Below are 17884 nucleotides of genomic sequence, written 5' to 3'. Positions count from 1 at the left end.
TCCTATCGTCATCCGAATGCGCCAGTACTCCCCGGACCTGACCCCGCCCTGGAAGAAGCCCAAGCCCGTCCCCGAGGTCCCGGCGGAGCCCGGCCTGGTCGTCGAGGAGCCCGGCACGGGGTTCTGCGGCGCGGTGATCCGCTGCGAGGCCGGCACGGTGACCCTGGAGGACCGCTTCGGCAAGCACCGGGTTTTTCCGCTGGAGCCGCGGGGGTTCCTGCTGGAGGGCAAGGTGGTGACGCTCGTCCGGCCGTCCGGCGCGGCTCCGGTACGTCCCACCCGTACCGCATCCGGCTCGGTCGCCGTCCCCGGCGCCCGCGCACGCGTGGCCCGCGCCGGCCGTATCTACGTCGAGGGCCGACACGACGCCGAGCTGGTCGAGAAGGTGTGGGGCGACGATCTGCGCATCGAGGGCGTGGTGGTGGAGTACCTGGAGGGCGTGGACGATCTGCCGTCGATCGTGGCCGAATTCGCACCGGGTCCGGATGCGCGGCTGGGGGTCCTGGTGGACCACCTGGTACCGGGCACGAAGGAGTGGCGCATCGCACAGGCGGTGACGAGCGAGCACGCCCTGGTGGTGGGCCACCCGTACGTCGACATCTGGGAGGCGGTGAAGCCGTCGTCCCTGGGGATCGAGGCGTGGCCGCGGGTGCCGCATGGGGAGGACTGGAAGACGGGGGTGTGCCGGGCACTGAGGTGGCCGTCGGAGAACACCGGGGCGGTGTGGCAGGCGATTCTGAAGCGGGTGGGGTCTTACAAGGACCTGGAGCCGGAGTTGCTGGGGAGGGTGGAGGAGCTGATCGACTTCGTCACGGCAGCCGGTGACGCCTGACCCCGGTAAGAGTTCCGAACTCGCTCGTGTCCAGTTCTACCCCGAGCAGTTCGAGCAGCACGGGGTCACCGAACTTCGTAATCCACTGCCCGCGATAGTCGGCTTGATCTCCATCGCCGATGGGATCGGTCAGCAGAACACAGTGCGCCATGATCGGGTCGATGATCAGGTAGGCGGGGATCTTGCCTGCCGCGTAGATCGAGCGCTTGATCCCGTAGTCCCGGTCGACACTCGTCTTCGAGACCACCTCGACCACCAATGTGACCATCTGGGACGGCACCAGGTTGCCTGAGTCTGGAGCCACACCACGCTCTAGCACCACAAGGTCCGGAATGGGCTCGCTGGCCTCGTCGATGATGTCCAGGTCCGTCGTCTGGAGTCGTTCCCAGGGTTTGCGCGGGATCTGATCCTGCACGTCCGCCACAATCCGGTTGTGCACCAGATCGGGAGCCGCCATCATCACGATTTCCCCCCGGAGGAGCTCGACCCTGACGCCCTCGGGAGGCTCAATCTCCTCGAAGTACTTCGTCATCCCGCGTTCGTCCACAGCGGTCATCTCCGTGGCCCTCCACATCCGCCGCGTCCTTTTGGCGGCAGCCTACGAACCAGCTTAGGGACCGAACCGACGTTCCACGCCGATTCACTCGCCCGAGTGATCAGTCCACCAAATCCCTGACCACCGCATCCGCCAGCAACCTCCCCCGCAACGTCAGCACGGCCCGCCCCTCCGCGTACGGCCCGTCCTGCAACAGCCCTTCCCCCAACGCCCGCCGCGAAGCCGCAAGCCCCTCCTCCCGCAGCAACTCCAGCGGCACCCCCTCCCGCAACCGCAGCTCCAGCAGGATCCGCTCGACCCGCCTGTCCTCCTCCGACAGCAGCTCGCGCCCCGCACCCGGCGACCGCCCCTCCGCAAGCGCCGCCGCGTACGCGCCCGGATGCTTCACGTTCCACCACCGCACCCCGCCCACGTGCGAGTGCGCTCCCGGCCCCGCGCCCCACCAGTCCGCGCCCCGCCAGTACAGCTCGTTGTGGAGACAGCGCCCGGCCTCAGAAGTCGCCCAGTTGGACACCTCGTACCAGTCGAATCCCGCCCCCGACAGCACGTCCTCCGCGATCAGGTACCGGTCCGCGTGCACGTCGTCGTCCGTCATCGGGACCTCGCCCCGGCGGATGCGGCGGGCCAGCTGGGTGCCCTCCTCGACGATCAGGGCGTACGCCGAGACATGGTCCGGTCCGGCGCCGATCGCCGCCTCCAGCGAGGCCCGCCAGTCGTCGTCCGACTCGCCGGGTGTGCCGTAGATCAGGTCCAGGTTCACGTGCTCGAAGCCCGCCGCGCGGGCCTCCGCCACGCATGCCTCCGGGCGTCCCGGCGTGTGCGTGCGGTCCAGTACGCGCAGCACGTGCTGCCTCGCGCTCTGCATGCCGAAGGAGATCCGGTTGAAGCCGCCCTCCCGCAGCCGCGCCAGATACGCCGGGTCCACCGACTCCGGGTTCGCCTCCGTCGTGATCTCCGCGTCCGGCGCCAGTGAGAACTCGTCGCGGATCGCCCCCAGCATCCGTACGAGATCGTCGGCGGCCAGCAGCGTCGGCGTACCGCCGCCGACGAAGACCGTGCGGACCGGGCGCGGATCGTCGCCGAGGACCTTCCGCGCCAGGCGGATCTCGTCGATCAGCGTCTCGGCGTAGTTGTCGCGGGACGCCAGCACGCCGCCCGTGCCGCGCAGCTCGGTCGCCGTGTAGGTGTTGAAGTCGCAGTAGCCGCAGCGGGTCGCGCAGTACGGGACGTGCAGGTAGAAGCCGAGGGGGCGGTCGGCCACGTCGGCGAGGGCGGTCGGCGGCAGCGCGCCGTCGGCGGGGACGGGCTCGCCGTCGGGGAGTGCGGAGGGCATGGGTTCTATTGTCCCGTACCTCGCCGGTCACTCGGCCTGCAGCACCAGCAGGGCCAAGTCGTCCTCCGGCGGACGGCCCCCGAACTCGTGCACCAGCCTGCGGATCCGTTCCGCGATCAGCTGGGCGTTCAGGCCCGCGCACCCGGCCAGCGCCGCCGCGAGGCCGTCGCCGTCATCGAACTGGCGGGAGCCGCTGCGCCGCTCCGTCACCCCGTCCGTCACGCACAGCAGGGTGTCGCCGGAGCGCAGCTCGAAGGTCTCGCTGGTGTACGTCACGTCCTCGACGACCCCGAGGAGGGTCTGCGGCTGCGCGGCCGTGTGCACCTCGCCGTCCTCGCCGAGCAGCAGCGGCAGGGGGTGGCCGGCGGAGGCGAGGGTGCAGCGGATGCCGCCGTCGAAGGGCGTCAGCTCGCCGTAGAGCAGGGAGAGGAAGCGGGTCTGCGGGCCGTCGCCGGGGGCCACCGGGCCGGCCAGGGCGCGGGCGGCGGCGTCGGCGGCCTCCGTGGCGTCGTCGAGGAGGAGCTGGTTGAGGCGGTCGAGGACGTCGGAGACGCGGTAGCCCTCGCGGGCGAGCAGCCGCAGCCAGGGGCGGGCGATGCCGATCACCACCGCGGCTTCCGGGCCCTTGCCCTGGACGTCCCCGATGGCGAAGCACCAGCGGCCGTCGCCGGCCGGGAACAGGTCGTAGAAGTCGCCGCTCGGGCCGCCCTTGTCGTACGGCTCGTAGACGAGGGCGCTGGCCACCCCGGGGATCTCGGCGACGGCGCCGGGCAGCAGTCCGCGCTGCAGGACCCGGCTGATGGTGGCCTGGCGGGCGTACTGGCGGGCCGCGCCGATGGCGAGGGCGACGCGGCGGCTGAGGTCCTCGACGAGTCCGGTGACCTCGTCGGGGAAGCGCACGAGGTCGGCCCGCCCGATGACGAGCGTGCCCAGCGGATGGCCGCCGGCGATCAGACGGTACGCGAGCGCGGTGCCGTGTGCCTGGCGGGCGCCGAGTGCCTCGCCGGGCCAGGGGTAGGCCACGGGCCCGGTGCGCTGGCTGGCGGGCGGCAGCGGGGGCTCCTTCTCCAGGGCGCGGCGCAGTTCCTCGATGAGGTTCTCCGAGCCGTGCCAGACGCGGGCGAGCCGGGGCCCGGTGCCGGCCGTGCCGTCCGCGGCCCAGCCGGCCCCGCCCTGTGTCTCACCGGATCGGGGGTATCCCCAGCGCCCGGCGACCTCGTCCTCCAGCCACACCGCGCACCAGTCCGCCAGCCGCGGCACGATCAGCTGGCCGGCGAGCGCGGCGACGAGGTTCTCGTCGAGCTGCCCGGCGAGCAGGTCGGAGGCCTCGGCGAGGAAGGACAGGGCGCCCCGGTTGAGCCAGTCCCGGTCCCGCTCGGCGCGCTGGGGCTCGGGCGCGAGGATCTCGGCGACGCGCAGCCCGCGCTCCAGCGCGCGCTCCTCGGCGTACGCCTCGATGTCGTCCCTGGCCGCGACGGGGTCCTCGGCGGGCAGTCGCGCCCACACGGTCTTGGCGCCGGTGCGGTAGGTGACGCCCCAGGACTCCGCGAGCCGCGACACCAGCCGCAGCCCGCGCCCGTACTCCGGGGTCTCGTACGGCGCCTCCAGCTCACCGTCGCGCGGGGCGCGCGAGGGGTGGTGGTCCAGGACCTCGACGAGCAGGGCGCCGTCCTCCTCCAGCCGGCAGGAGAGCTCGACCTCGGTGCCGGCGTGCACGACGGCGTTGGTGACGAGTTCGCTGACGGCCACGACGGCGTCGTCGACGAGGCGGTCGGTGACGTGCTCGGTGCCGGGGAGTCCGGAGGCGGCCCAGTCGGTGAGGGCGGCGCGCACGAGGGTGCGGGCGGAGCCCGGGGAGAGCGGGCTGCCGGGCAGGGTGGTGCGGGCCTCCGCGTGCCCGCCGTCCCGCGCAGGCGCATCACAGGCACGGGTAACGGTCTCCCGTTGCGCCGGAATGGCCCCCATGTACAGCTCCCCGAACGGTTCGGACGAATACGCCTCAGTCGACGCCGACAGAGTGACAGACTGGCCACGCCCATAAGCACCGAGTTACCGAAGTGGGCCGCCATGAGTGAGAACCGTGCTACGCGTGTGCTCGAAGACGGACAGAAAGACGGTCAAATTCGAGCATCGGCTCTGCGCCCACTGCTCGCCGCGATGACCGCGGCCCGGGACGGCGACTTCCGCAGGCTCCCGGAGACGGGGGAGGGAGTCGTGGCCGAGCTGACCGCGGTCTTCAACCAGATCGTGGACCGCAGCACCCACTTCACCGGGGAAGTGCAGCGCGTCAAGAGGGAGTTGATCCGGCACGGCAGGCTCGACGAGCGGCTGTCGGCGAGCCCGGGCCAGGGCGTCTGGACGACCCGCGTCAACGACGTCAACCAGCTGCTCGACGCCCTGGTGGCCCCGGCGGCGAACGCGACTCGCGTGCTGGACGCGGTGGCGGGCGGCGACCTCACCCAGCGCGTCGATCTGCACGACGGCACCCGCCAGTTACGCGGCGACCTGCGCCGCCTCGGCCGGGGGGTGAACAGGATGGTCGACCAGCTCTCCCTGTTCACCGGCGAGGTGACGAGGGTGGCCCGCGAGGTCGGCACCGAGGGCCGGCTCGGCGGCCGGGCCAAGGTACGGGGCCTGTCGGGCAGTTGGCGGGACGTGACCGAGGCGGTCAACGCGATGGCGTCCCGGCTGACCGCCCAGGTGCGCGACATCGCGGCGGTGACGACGGCCGTGGCCCGCGGCGACCTCACCCGCACGGTCACCGTCGAGGCGACCGGCGAGCTGCTCGAACTGAAGCTGACCGTGAACACGATGGTCAACCAGCTCTCCGCCTTCGCCGACGAGGTCACGCGGGTCGCCCGCGAGGTCGGCACCGAAGGGCAACTGGGCGGCCGGGCTCAGGTGCGAGGTGTGTCGGGCGTCTGGAAGGACCTCACCGACAACGTCAACTTCATGGCGTCGAACCTGACCTCGCAGGTCCGCAACATCGCCCAGGTGACCACCGCCGTCGCCAACGGCGATCTGAGCCAGAAGATCACCGTCGACGCCCGGGGCGAGATCCTCGAACTGAAGTCGACCATCAACACGATGGTGGACCAGCTCTCCGCCTTCGCCGACGAGGTCACGCGGGTCGCCCGCGAGGTCGGCACCGAGGGAAACCTCGGCGGCCGGGCCCAGGTGCGAGGTGTGTCGGGCGTCTGGAAGGACCTCACCGACAACGTCAACTTCATGGCGGACAACCTCACTTCGCAGGTCCGCAACATCGCCCTCGTCTCCACCGCCGTGGCCCAGGGCGACCTCGGCAAGAAGATCACGGTCGAGGCGAAGGGCGAGATCCTGGAGCTGAAGTCGACCATCAACACGATGGTGGACCAGCTCTCCGCCTTCGCCGACGAGGTCACGCGGGTCGCCCGCGAGGTCGGCACCGAAGGAAACCTGGGCGGCCAGGCGCAGGTGCGGGGCGTCAGCGGCGTGTGGAAGGACCTCACCGACAACGTCAACTTCATGGCGCTGAACCTGACTTCACAGGTCCGCAACATCGCCCAGGTGACCACCGCCGTCGCCAACGGCGACCTGTCCAAGAAGATCACCGTCGACGCACGCGGCGAGATCCTCGAACTGAAGGACACCGTCAACACGATGGTGCAGCAGCTGCGCGCCTTCGCCGACGAGGTGACGAGGGTCGCCCGCGAGGTCGGCACCGACGGGCGGCTCGGCGGGCGTGCGCAGGTGCTGGGCGTCTCCGGGGTCTGGCGGGACCTGACCGACAACGTCAACTACATGGCCGACAACCTGACTTCACAGGTGCGGAACATCGCCCAGGTGACCACCGCCGTCGCCAACGGCGACCTGTCCAAGAAGATCGACGTGGACGCCCGCGGCGAGATCCTGGAACTGAAGACCGCCATCAACACGATGGTCGACACCCTCTCCTCCTTCTCCTCCGAGGTCACGCGCGTCGCCCGCGAGGTCGGCAGCGAGGGCCAACTCGGCGGCCAGGCGAGGGTCGAGGGCGTCTACGGCACCTGGAAGCGCCTGACGACCAACGTGAACGAACTCGCCCTCAACCTGACCACCCAGGTCCGCGCGATCGCCGAGGTCGCCTCCGCCGTGGCCCAGGGCGACATGTCCCGCTCGATCACGGTCGAGGCCCGCGGCGAGGTCGCCGAGCTGAAGGACAACATCAACCTGATGGTGGCCAACCTGCGCGAGACGACCCGCGCCAAGGACTGGCTGGAGTCCAACCTGGCCCGTCTCGCCGCCCTGATGCAGGGCCACCGGGACCTGATGGAGGTCGCCGACCTGCTGCTGCGCGAGCTGACGCCGCTGGTGAACGCCCAGTACGGCGCGTTCTTCCTGGCCGACCCGGACAACACCGACGACACCGCGCTGCCGATCGTGCCGGGCAAGGGGCTCGCCTACATCGCCGGGTACGGCTCCGCGGAGGAGGCCGTGGTGACCGCCGCCAACAGTCCCGGACACAACCTGATCCGGCAGGCGGCGCTGGAGAAGAAGCGGATCCTGGTGGAGGAGGTGCCACCGGACTACGTGAAGATCTCCTCGGGGCTGGGCGAGGCCGCGCCCAGCAGCGTCGTGATCATCCCGATCCTCTTCGAGGACAGGCTTCTCGGCGTGATCGAGCTGGCGTCGTTCTCCCGCTTCTCCGATGTGCACCTGGCGTTCTTCGACCAGTTCGTGAACACCATCGCCGTCGCCATCAACACGATCATCGCCAACTCCCGTACGGAGTCGCTGCTCGGCGAGTCCCAGCGCCTCGCCATGCAGCTCCAGGAACGCTCCGACGAACTCCAGATGCAGCAGGCGGAGTTGCAGCGCTCGAACGCCCAACTGGAGGAGAAGGCGGCCCTGCTGGCGACCAGCTCCCAGTACAAGTCGGAATTCCTGGCGAACATGTCGCACGAGCTGCGCACGCCGCTGAACTCGTTGCTGATCCTGGCCCGTCTGCTCTCCGACAACCCGGACGGCCGGCTCTCCGACCAGGAGGTCCAGTTCGCGACGACGATCCATCGCTCGGGCTCGGACCTGCTGCAGCTGATCAACGACATCCTGGACCTGTCGAAGATCGAGGCGGGCCGGATGGACGTGCGCCCCAAGCGGCTGCCGCTCATCAAGCTCCTCGACTACGTCCACGCCACCTTCCGCCCGCTCACCCTGGACCGGGGGCTCGCCTTCGAGGTGTCGGTCGGCGAGGGCGTGCCGCGCGAGATGCACTCGGACGAGCAGCGCCTCCAGCAGATCCTGCGCAACCTCCTGTCCAACGCGATCAAGTTCACCGCGAGGGGCGGTGTCGAGCTGCGGGTGAGCCGGTTGAAGGACCCCGAGCACCGCTACGTCCACGACGGCGACGATGTGATCGCCTTCGCGGTGTCCGACACCGGCATCGGCATCACGGCGGAGAAGCTCCCCGTGATCTTCGAGGCGTTCCAGCAGGCCGACGGCACGACCAACCGCAAGTACGGCGGCACGGGCCTGGGCCTGTCCATCAGCCGGGAGATCGCGGGCCTGCTGGGCGGTCGTATCGTCGCCGAGAGCGAACTCGGCAAGGGCTCCACGTTCACGCTGTACGTCCCGGTCGTCGGCCCCGGGCACGCGGCGACCGGCCCGGTTCCCGAGAACCGTCCGCTGCCGATGCCGGAACAGCGGTCGGCCGAGCCGTTCCCGACCGCCCACGACGCGGAGGAGACCTGGCCGGCGCCGACCAAGCTGGAGGCGTGGCAGACGGGGCGGGCGGGACGGGTGCTGCCGGGCCGGCGGGTGCTGATCGTGGACGACGACATCCGCAACGTCTTCGCGCTGACCCATGTGCTGGGCCGGGTCGGCATGCCGGTGCTGTACGCGGAGAACGGCCGCGAGGGCATCGAGACGCTGGAGCGCAACCCGGACGTCGAACTCGTCCTGATGGACATCATGATGCCGGAGCTGGACGGCTACGAGACGATCTCCGCCATCCGCCGCACCCCGCGCTGGGCGCATCTGCCCATCGTCGCGCTGACCGCGAAGGCGATGCCCGGAGACCGGGAGAAGTCCATCGCGCGGGGCGCCAACGAATACGTACCGAAGCCGGTGGACGTGGATCAGCTGTTCACCGTCGTCTGCGACCTCCTGGACCCCGATGGCGCGGACGGCACCCAAGATGACGGGGCGACGGACGCCGCCGAGGAGACGGCGGATCCGCCGACGACTGAATGAGGCCAATTCACCATGATCGCTGAGGCAACGACCGACGAGCGTGCCGGCATCCTCCTGGTCGATGACATGGAGGACAACCTGATCGCGCTGGAGGCCGTCCTTGGGTCCCTCAACGAGCCGCTCGTCCGCGCTCGTTCGGGCGAGCAGGCCATGAAGGCGCTGCTGCGGCAACGCTTCGCCCTGGTCCTGCTCGACGTCCGGATGCCGGGCATGGACGGCTTCGAGACCGCCACGAACATCAAACGGCTCGACCAGACCAAGGACGTGCCGATCATCTTCCTGACCGGCGCGGAGGACGACCCCGGTTACGCGTTCCGCGGTTACGCCACCGGGGCCGCCGACTATCTGACCAAGCCGTTCGACCCATGGGTGCTGCGCGCGAAGGTGACGGTGTTCCTGGACCTGTACCGCAAGAACAGGCAGCTGGAGCACCTGCTGAGGCGTGAGCACAGCCACGGCAGGGAACTGAGCACCCGGCTGGCGGCCCTGGAGGAACAGCTCTCCGAGGACACGCCCCCGGACCTGACGGAGCTACGCGCGAGGATCCACGAGATACGCCGTCTTGTCGGGTGAGGGTGCTCGTCCCGGGCCCATCCGGCCTACGCCTCGCGCGTACCGGCGTACATCTCGTCGATGAGGTGCTTGTACTCCCGCTCCACCACGGGCCGCTTGAGCTTCAGGCTCGGTGTGATCTCACCGTGCTCGACATCGAGGTCCCTGGGCAGCAGCCGGAACTTCTTGATGGTCTGCCACTTCTGCAGGCCCTCGTTGAGCTGCTTGACGTAGCCCTCGACCATCGCCACGGTCGCCGGCGCGGCCACCACGTCGGCGTACGCCTTGCCGCCGAGCCCGTTCTCCTCGGCCCAGCCGAGGATCGCGACCTCGTCCAGGGCGATGAGCGCGGTGCAGAAGTTCCGGTCGGCCCCGTGCACCAGGATGTTGGAGACGTACGGGCACACCGCCTTGAACTGCCCCTCGACCTCGGCGGGCGCGATGTACTTGCCGCCGGACGTCTTGATGAGGTCCTTCTTGCGGTCGGTGATGCGCAGGTACCCGTCGGGCGACAGCTCGCCGATGTCGCCGGTGTGGAACCAGCCGTCGCTCTCCAGCACCTCGGCGGTCTTGTCCGGCAGCCCGTGGTAGCCCTCCATGATGCCGGGGCCGCGCAGCAGGATCTCGCCGTCGTCGGCGATACGGACCTCGGTGCCGGGCAGCGGCTTGCCGACCGTGCCGGTGCGGTAGGCCTCGCCGGGGTTGACGAAGGAGGCGGCCGAGGACTCGGTCAGGCCGTAGCCCTCCAGGATGTGGATGCCGGCGCCGGCGAAGAAGTAGCCGATCTCCGGGGCGAGCGCGGCGCTGCCGGAGACGCACGCGCGCAGGTTGCCGCCGAAGGCCTCGCGGATCTTGGCGTACACCAGCGCGTCGGCGACCTTGTGCTTGGCGCCGAGGCCGAACGGCACGGAGTGGGTGCCGGTGCGCCGGAAGGTGTCCTGGGAGGCCTTGGCGTACTCGCGGGCGACCCCGGCGGCCCACTGGAAGATCTTGTACTTGGCGCCACCGGCGGCGCGGGCCTTGGCGGCGACCCCGTTGTAGACCTTCTCGAAGATGCGCGGCACGGCGGCCATGTACGTCGGCCGTACGACCGGCAGATTCTCGATGATCTTGTCGACGCGGCCGTCGACGGCGGTGACGTGGCCGACCTCGATCTGGCCGGAGGTGAGCACCTTGCCGAAGACGTGCGCCAGCGGCAGCCACAGGTACTGCACGTCCTCGGCGCCGACCAGCCCGGTGGCGGCGATCGCCTTGGCCATGTACGCCCAGTTGTCGTGCGGCAGCCGCACGCCCTTGGGGCGGCCGGTGGTGCCGGAGGTGTAGATGAGGGTGGCGAGCTGGTCCTTGGTGATCGCGCCGACCCGCTGCTTGATCAGGTCGGGGTCCTTCTCCAGCCGGGCCGCGCCGCGCTTCTCCAGCTCGTCGAGGGTGAGGATCCAGTCGGCGGTCTCGACGCCGGCCGGGTCGATGACGACGACATGGGTGAGGTGCGGCAGCTCGGCGCGCTTCTCCACGGCCTTGGCCAGCTGCGCCGCGTCCTCGGCGATCAGCACCCGGCTCTCGGAGTCGGAGAGGATGTACGCCGACTCCTCGGCGTTGGTCTGCGGATAGACGGTGGTCGTCGCGGCGCCGGCGCACATGATGCCCAGGTCGGCGAGGATCCACTCGATCCGGGTCGAGGAGGCGAGGGCGACGCGCTGCTCGGGCTGCACACCCAGCTCGATGAGCCCGGCCGCGATGGCGTAGACCCGCTCGGCGGCCTGCGCCCAGCTCAGCGACTTCCAGTCGTCCGGCCCCTCACCGGAGGCCGCGGGCACCGGGTAGCGGTACGCCTCGGCGTCCGGCGTGGCGGTCACGCGGTCCAGGAAGAGGGTCGCCACGCTCGGTGGACGGTTCTCGATCAGTGTCTGTGTGTCGCTCACGACATCCTCCGGGGGCCCGCGACAATGCGGCTGGCTCAATTGCGGCTGGCTTCACGCGGTAGCGTTTGTTTAACTCACGAGTAACTATCGAGCAGAGATCAGGGTAGAGCCCGACCGGCCACCGCGTAAGGGGCTGCGGCCTGTCACTTCCTACAGAGAGCGACGCTACGCACGCGTAGGGGCCCACCGCACTTTCGTACGACGGACCCCTGGTTGCGGCGATTTGCCGGACGACGCTCTCTTACCGGCGGTTACTTCTTGCCCTTGCCCGACCCCGCGCTGTCATCACTGCTCAGCACGGCGATGAAGGCCTCCTGCGGAACCTCCACGGAACCCACCATCTTCATCCGCTTCTTGCCTTCCTTCTGCTTCTCCAGCAGCTTGCGCTTACGGGAGATGTCACCGCCGTAGCACTTGGCGAGGACGTCCTTGCGGATAGCGCGGATGGTCTCGCGGGCGATCACCCGGGAGCCGATGGCGGCCTGGACCGGCACCTCGAAGTTCTGCCTCGGGATCAGTTCCTTCAGCTTGGCGACGAGCCGCACGCCGTACGCGTACGCCTGCTCCTTGTGGGTGATCGCCGAGAAGGCGTCGACCTTGTCGCCGTGCAGCAGGATGTCGACCTTGACGAGGGAGCTGGACTGCTCGCCCGTGGGCTCGTAGTCCAGCGAGGCGTAGCCGCGGGTCTTGGACTTCAGCTGGTCGAAGAAGTCGAAGACGATCTCCGCGAGCGGGAGGGTGTAGCGGATCTCGACGCGGTCCTCGGACAGGTAGTCCATGCCGAGCAGGGTGCCGCGACGGGTCTGGCAGAGCTCCATGATCGCGCCGATGAACTCGGTGGGCGCGAGGATGGTGGCCCGCACGACCGGCTCGTACACCTCGGCGATCTTCCCCTCGGGGAACTCGCTCGGGTTGGTGACGGTGACCTCCTCGCCGTCCTCCATGATCACGCGGTAGACCACGTTGGGCGCGGTGGCGATCAGGTCGAGCCCGAACTCGCGCTCCAGACGCTCGCGGATCACGTCGAGGTGGAGCAGGCCGAGGAAGCCGACGCGGAAGCCGAAGCCGAGGGCGGCGGAGGTCTCCGGCTCGTAGACCAGCGCGGCGTCGTTGAGCTGGAGCTTGTCGAGGGCCTCGCGCAGCTCGGGGTAGTCGGAGCCGTCCAGCGGATACAGGCCGGAGAAGACCATCGGCTTGGGGTCCTTGTAGCCGCCGAGCGGCTCGGTGGCCCCCTTGTGCTGGCTGGTGACGGTGTCACCGACCTTGGACTGGCGGACGTCCTTCACACCGGTGATGAGATAGCCCACCTCGCCGACGCCCAGGCCGTCGGCCGGCAGCATCTCCGGCGAGTTCGTCCCGATCTCCAGCAGCTCGTGGGTGGCGCCCGTCGACATCATCCTGATGCGCTCGCGCTTGTTGAGCTGGCCGTCGATGACACGGACGTACGTCACGACACCGCGGTAGGAGTCGTAGACGGAGTCGAAGATCATGGCGCGCGCGGGGGCGTCCTTGACGCCGACCGGGGGCGGGATCTCCTTGACCACCTTGTCGAGGAGGGCCTCGACGCCGAGCCCGGTCTTGGCGGAGACCTTGAGCACGTCGTCGGGGTCGCACCCGACCAGGTTGGCGAGCTCCTCGGCGAATTTCTCGGGCTGCGCGGCCGGCAGGTCGATCTTGTTCAGTACGGGGATGATCGTGAGGTCGTTCTCCATCGCCAGGTAGAGGTTGGCGAGGGTCTGGGCCTCGATGCCCTGGGCGGCGTCGACGAGGAGGATGGTGCCCTCGCAGGCGGCGAGCGACCGTGAGACCTCGTAGGTGAAGTCGACGTGCCCCGGGGTGTCGATCATGTTGAGGATGTGCGTGTCGCTCTTGTCGTGGGTCGGAGCCCACGGCAGACGCACCGCCTGGGACTTGATCGTGATGCCGCGCTCACGCTCGATGTCCATCCGGTCGAGGTACTGAGCACGCATCTGCCGCTGCTCGACCACGCCGGTGAGCTGGAGCATCCGGTCGGCGAGCGTGGACTTGCCGTGGTCGATGTGCGCGATGATGCAGAAATTGCGGATCTGAGCCGGGTCGGTGCGGCTCGGCTCGGGCACATTCTTAGGGGTCGCGGGCACGCAGGGTCCTGTCTCTTGAGGCGCCTTATGCCTCGGGTCGGATCGATACGTAGCTTCCATGGTCCCATGGGCGGCGACCGGGGACCGTTTTGGGCCGTCGGCTGGGCCGCTGGTAGCCTGGGTGGCTGTGTCTCATGCCCTCTCAGCGCGAGGCACACCCCGAAGAAATCACCCGGTACCGGTCCGTGCGGCTCCCGTGCGGTCCCGTGCCAGAACCTGAAAAGGCTCAATCAGTGGCGAACATCAAGTCCCAGATCAAGCGGATCAAGACCAACGAGAAGGCCCGGCTGCGCAACAAGGCCGTCAAGTCCTCCCTGAAGACCGCGATCCGCAAGGCCCGTGAGGCCGCTGCCGCGGGTGACGTCGAGAAGGCCACCGAGTACCAGCGCGCTGCCGCGCGTCAGCTCGACAAGGCCGTCTCCAAGGGCGTCATCCACAAGAACCAGGCCGCCAACAAGAAGTCGGCGCTCGCTTCGAAGGTCGCGTCCATCAAGGGCTGACACTCTGTCGATCTGATCGCCGGAAGGACCCAGGGCGGGCCCTCTCTCATCCGCTCCCGTCCGGCGCCCCGAGCCTGTACGCGGCCTGCGTTCGCCACGCGGGTACGGGCTCAGCAGCTTGAACCGAAGGCCCCGGCGCCACGCCCTTCCCCAGGGCGGGCGGCGGGGCCTTCGGCTTGCGAGAGCCGTCACGACCAGAAGTCGTTCGACGCGTCGATGTCGGGGATGCAGAGGTCGAGGTCGGTCATCTTGTCCCCGACGATCCGGAAGACGTGCGTCTCGTCCGCGTCGTACCGCTTGCCGCCGCGGTCGGCGGTGACGTGGTGCAGGGCCACGGCATGGCCCCGGCCGTCGACGAAGACATCGCGCAGTTGGGCGGTGAACGTGCCGCTCGTCTCCTCGAAGAGCCGACCGTACATCTGCAGGATCGCGTCCTGGCCCTTGAAGTCACCGGAGAGCGGGTGGCTGCCGGGTATGTGTTGCGCGCAGTCCGCGGTCATCAACCCGCGCAGGGTGTCCATGTCTCCGCGCTGGAACGCTTCATAGCCCTTGCGGACAAGAGCAGCGTGCGGGTGTTCAGCCATGGTGGTCGCCACCTTTCCCAGTCCGGCGAGATACGGCTGATACGCCCGATTCTCCTCTCCCGCCCCTAGCCGCGCCCCCTGGAGCGGGCCGCCCGCGCGATCGTCACGACCGCCTTCTCCAGGGCGTACTCCGGGTCGTCCCCGCCGCCCTTCACCCCGGCGTCCGCCTCGGCGACCGCCCGCAGCGCGACCGCCACCCCGTCGGGCGTCCAGCCACGCATCTGCTGGCGGACCCGGTCGATCTTCCACGGCGGCATGCCCAGCTCACGCGCCAGATCGGCGGGGCGGCCGCCGCGCGCGGAGGACAGCTTGCCGATGGCCCGCACGCCCTGGGCGAGCGCGCTGGTGATCAGGACGGGCGCCACGCCCGTCGCCAGCGACCACCTCAGCGCCTCCAGCGCCTCCGCCGCCCGCCCCTCGACCGCCCGGTCGGCGACGGTGAAGCTCGACGCCTCGGCGCGGCCGGTGTAGTACCGCCCGACGACGGCCTCGTCGATGGTCCCCTCGACGTCGGCGACCAGCTGGCTCACCGCGGACGCCAGCTCACGCAGATCGCTCCCGATGGCGTCGACCAGCGCCTGGCAGGCCTCGGGCGTCGCGGAGCGCCCGGTCACCCGGAACTCGCTCCTGACGAACGCCAGCCGGTCCGCCGGCTTGGTCATCTTCGGGCACGCCACCTCCCGCGCCCCCGCCTTGCGCGCGGCGTCGAGCAGCTTCTTGCCCTTGGCCCCGCCGGCGTGCACCAGCACCAGCGTGATCTCCTCGGCGGGCGAGGCGAGGTACGCCGTCACGTCCTTGACCGTGTCGGCCGACAGGTCCTGCGCCGCCCGTACGACCACCACCTTGCGCTCCGCGAACAGCGAGGGGCTGGTCAACTCGGCCAGCGTGCCCGGCTGCAACTGGTCCGGGGTCAGCTCCCGCACATCCGTGTCGGCGTCGGCGGCCCTGGCGGCGACCACCACCTCCCGCACGGCACGGTCGAGCAACAGCTCCTCCTGACCCACGGCGAGGGTCACGGGAGCGAGGGGATCGTCATTCGCAGTCTTCCTGGCCATCGCGACAAGCATGGCACGCGCCACTGACAACCCCGGCCGGCGCCAGAACGCCTATGGGGCTACGGCTCCTCCCGCCACCCGTCCCACTCCCCCGCGAACTCGTCCAGCTCCCCCGGATCCAGCCGCTCCCGCTCGTCCCGCAGTACGACGAGCCACTGTGCGTCCTCGGCGTCGTCCTCGCCGGCCAGGGCGTCGCGCACCAGGCGCGGCTCCTCGTCGATGCCGAACCGCTCCCCGAGCGCCTCCGCGACCTCCTCCGCCGCGTCACGGTCGGGCAGCACCAGCACATGTCTCACATCGCTCACGGAGCCATTCTCGGGCACCCGCCGAGCCCCGAACCCCGGGTCAGCCCTTCCGCACGAGTTGCACATCCAGGTCGACCCGGATGCTCGGCCCCACCACCGCGATGCCCCGCGCCAGCATCGTCTGCCAGCTCACCGTGAAGTCGTCCCGGTGCAGTTCGGTCGTGGCCCGGCACGCCGCCCGCACCTCGCCCTCCATGCCGTTGCCGAGCCCGAGGTACTCCATGTCGAGCACGACCGTCCGTGTCACGCCGTGCAGCGACAGCGCCCCCGTCACGGCCCACCGGGCGCCGCCCTTGTGCACGAACCGGTCGCTGTAGAACTCCAGCGTCGGGAAGGCCGCCACGTCCAGGAAGTCCGCCGACCGCAGATGGTCGTCCCGCATCCGCAGTCCCGTGTCGATGGACGCCGCGTCGATCACCACGTGCATCGCCGTCCGCTCGACGGGTTCGGTGATCCGCACCACGCCCGCGAACGAGTTGAACCGGCCGTGGATCCGGGCCAGCCCGATGTGCCGCGCGGTGAACCCGATCGAGGTGTGCGCCGGCTCGATCTCCCAGTCGCCGGGCCCCGGCGGCTCCGGCGGCTGGGCGATCTGGAGGGTCACATCACCGAGCGAGACGAGCGCGTTCTCCCCGACCGTCGCGGTCGTCCGGTACGGCGTGTACCCCTCGGCCGACACCGCGAGCCGGTACTCCCCCGCCGGCACCGTGGTCACGAACGACCCGAAGGGATCCAGCCCGCCGCCGACCACCGGCCGCCCCATGGTGTCGCTGACCGCGAACTCCGCGTGCCGCACGGGCTCGTTGACCGGATCGAGCACCCGGCAGCTCAGCACCCCGGCACTCGGCGGGGTCTCCAGGGCCGCCAGCGGGCTCGTCCGTTGCTCCCGGTTCGTTCGGCTTCCCAGCCAGCGACCGATCATCCACGACACCCCTGTACGCCTCGACATCATCCGTTGCCGAAGGAACATTCGACCACCGTCGAGTTTTTCGGGGCAACACGGGATCACATCGTGGGAAACCGGCACATGTGCTGGTTCTACGCACGAGTAGCACACCGGGTGCGGCCGGCGGAATCAGCCGTCCCGGTCGGCCCTCCGCACCGTCGGCACCCGGTCCAGCTCGACCCCGAACCGCTCCCGGTACATCCTCAGCACCTCCTCGTCCGTGCCCAACTCCCACTCCTCACGTGTCCCGTCCGCCGCCGTCGACTTGAACGTGCGGCCGCTGAGCGTGATCCGCCCTCCGTCCTCCGTCACCCGCGAGCACACCAGCGACTGTGTGAAGTGCGACAGCGGCGAGGTGCTGTGCCACCACGCCCCGGCCGCGAAGTCACCGAGCGCCCGGGCCCGCCGGTCCAGCCGGTACCGCGCTCTGCCGTCCATGACGACGTCCAGGTCCGCCGCCTCCGCCACGTCGTGCCCGCCGCGCACCCCGGCCGCGTCCGGCCCGGCCTCGACGACCCGGAACACACCCGCCGGATCCCGCTGCTCCCCCCGCGCCTCGAACGCCAGCGGATAGTGGCTGTGCGCCCCGAAGCCGACGTCCGCCAGCCACGCGCCCCCGTCCACCGTCCCCACCTTCAGCGCCATGTGGTCGTAGGGGATCCCGAGCTGCCCCTCGCCGTCGTAGACCCGCGCCGCGAGCAGCGTCACATCGAAGCCCAGCGCCCCGAGCAACGCCCCGAACGCGCCGTTCAGTTCGTAGCAGAATCCGCCCCGCCGCGCGCCCACCACCTTGTCCAGCAGCCGCTTCTCCTCCAGCACGATCTCCTCGCCGAGGTGGATCGACAGGTTCTCGAACGGCACGGTCTGCAGATGGCGCAGTTGCAGCTCGCGCAGCACGTCCACGGTGGGCCAGGCCGGGTGCTCCGCTCCCAGTCGCCGGAGATAGGCATCAACCTCTTCGGAATCCAT

General features: G+C 69.9%; 14 protein-coding genes. 4 read left to right on the top strand and 10 right to left on the bottom strand.

Annotation, left to right across the window (positions count from 1 at the left end):
* Positions 1 to 16: 16 nt before the first annotated feature.
* Complete coding sequence (locus IM697_RS08435; protein ID WP_194046164.1) at positions 17 to 832, top strand: DUF3097 domain-containing protein; 816 nt, start codon at positions 17 to 19, stop codon at positions 830 to 832.
* Here IM697_RS08435 and IM697_RS08430 read toward each other — a convergent pair.
* The 3 genes from IM697_RS08430 to IM697_RS08420 form a co-directional block, all read right to left on the bottom strand.
* The gene (locus IM697_RS08430; protein WP_228044567.1) at positions 810 to 1388 is read right to left on the bottom strand and encodes a Uma2 family endonuclease; all 579 of its coding nucleotides are present in this window, start codon (positions 1386 to 1388) and stop codon (positions 810 to 812) included. The genes IM697_RS08435 and IM697_RS08430 overlap by 23 nt on opposite strands.
* A 100-nt stretch (positions 1389 to 1488) precedes the next feature.
* Positions 1489 to 2721: a radical SAM family heme chaperone HemW gene (gene hemW / locus IM697_RS08425; RefSeq protein ID WP_194046160.1), complete on the bottom strand. Its 1233-nt coding sequence runs from the start codon at positions 2719 to 2721 to the stop codon at positions 1489 to 1491.
* A 27-nt stretch (positions 2722 to 2748) separates the two neighbouring features.
* On the bottom strand, positions 2749 to 4686 hold the full coding sequence (locus IM697_RS08420; RefSeq protein WP_194046158.1) for a SpoIIE family protein phosphatase: 1938 nt from the start codon (positions 4684 to 4686) through the stop codon (positions 2749 to 2751).
* Between the two features lie 102 nt (positions 4687 to 4788).
* Between IM697_RS08420 and IM697_RS08415 the strand changes: the two genes are divergently transcribed.
* On the top strand, positions 4789 to 8931 hold the full coding sequence (locus IM697_RS08415; RefSeq protein WP_194046156.1) for a HAMP domain-containing protein: 4143 nt from the start codon (positions 4789 to 4791) through the stop codon (positions 8929 to 8931).
* A gap of 12 nt (positions 8932 to 8943) precedes the next feature.
* Positions 8944 to 9504, top strand: coding sequence for a response regulator (locus IM697_RS08410; protein ID WP_194046154.1), 561 nt, complete (start codon positions 8944 to 8946; stop codon positions 9502 to 9504).
* Positions 9505 to 9530: 26 nt separating this feature from the next.
* On the opposite strand, the gene IM697_RS08405 is transcribed toward IM697_RS08410, so the two are convergent.
* Together IM697_RS08405 and lepA are read right to left on the bottom strand one after the other, a co-directional pair.
* A complete protein-coding gene (locus tag IM697_RS08405) occupies positions 9531 to 11405 on the bottom strand; it encodes an AMP-dependent synthetase/ligase (protein WP_194046151.1) in 1875 nt (624 codons plus the stop codon).
* Between the two features lie 251 nt (positions 11406 to 11656).
* The gene (lepA, locus tag IM697_RS08400; RefSeq protein ID WP_194046149.1) at positions 11657 to 13525 is read right to left on the bottom strand and encodes a translation elongation factor 4; all 1869 of its coding nucleotides are present in this window, start codon (positions 13523 to 13525) and stop codon (positions 11657 to 11659) included.
* Between the two features lie 233 nt (positions 13526 to 13758).
* Between lepA and rpsT the strand changes: the two genes are divergently transcribed.
* A complete protein-coding gene (gene rpsT, locus IM697_RS08395; RefSeq protein ID WP_194046147.1) occupies positions 13759 to 14025 on the top strand; it encodes a 30S ribosomal protein S20 in 267 nt (88 codons plus the stop codon).
* 188 nt (positions 14026 to 14213) lie between these two features.
* Here rpsT and IM697_RS08390 read toward each other — a convergent pair whose 3' ends face one another.
* From IM697_RS08390 to IM697_RS08370, 5 genes are all read right to left on the bottom strand, one after another.
* Positions 14214 to 14609 carry a nuclear transport factor 2 family protein gene (locus IM697_RS08390; RefSeq protein ID WP_194046145.1) on the bottom strand — a complete coding sequence of 132 codons (396 nt, stop codon included), beginning with the start codon at positions 14607 to 14609 and terminating at the stop codon, positions 14214 to 14216.
* 65 nt (positions 14610 to 14674) lie between these two features.
* Complete coding sequence (gene holA / locus IM697_RS08385) at positions 14675 to 15664, bottom strand: DNA polymerase III subunit delta (protein ID WP_194046143.1); 990 nt, start codon at positions 15662 to 15664, stop codon at positions 14675 to 14677.
* 59 nt (positions 15665 to 15723) lie between these two features.
* A complete protein-coding gene (locus tag IM697_RS08380) occupies positions 15724 to 15969 on the bottom strand; it encodes a hypothetical protein (RefSeq protein WP_194046141.1) in 246 nt (81 codons plus the stop codon).
* A gap of 40 nt (positions 15970 to 16009) precedes the next feature.
* Positions 16010 to 16891 (bottom strand): YceI family protein, encoded by an 882-nt coding sequence (locus tag IM697_RS08375; RefSeq protein ID WP_194046139.1) that lies wholly within the window; start codon positions 16889 to 16891, stop codon positions 16010 to 16012.
* A 153-nt stretch (positions 16892 to 17044) separates the two neighbouring features.
* Positions 17045 to 17884 (bottom strand): arylamine N-acetyltransferase family protein, encoded by an 840-nt coding sequence (locus tag IM697_RS08370; protein WP_194046136.1) that lies wholly within the window; start codon positions 17882 to 17884, stop codon positions 17045 to 17047.

Origin of the sequence: Streptomyces ferrugineus, assembly GCF_015160855.1 — a bacterium.
Lineage (GTDB): Bacteria > Actinomycetota > Actinomycetes > Streptomycetales > Streptomycetaceae > Streptomyces > Streptomyces ferrugineus.
The sequence above is the reverse complement of the archived record's forward strand: the minus strand, read 5'-3'. Positions and strand labels throughout refer to the sequence as shown.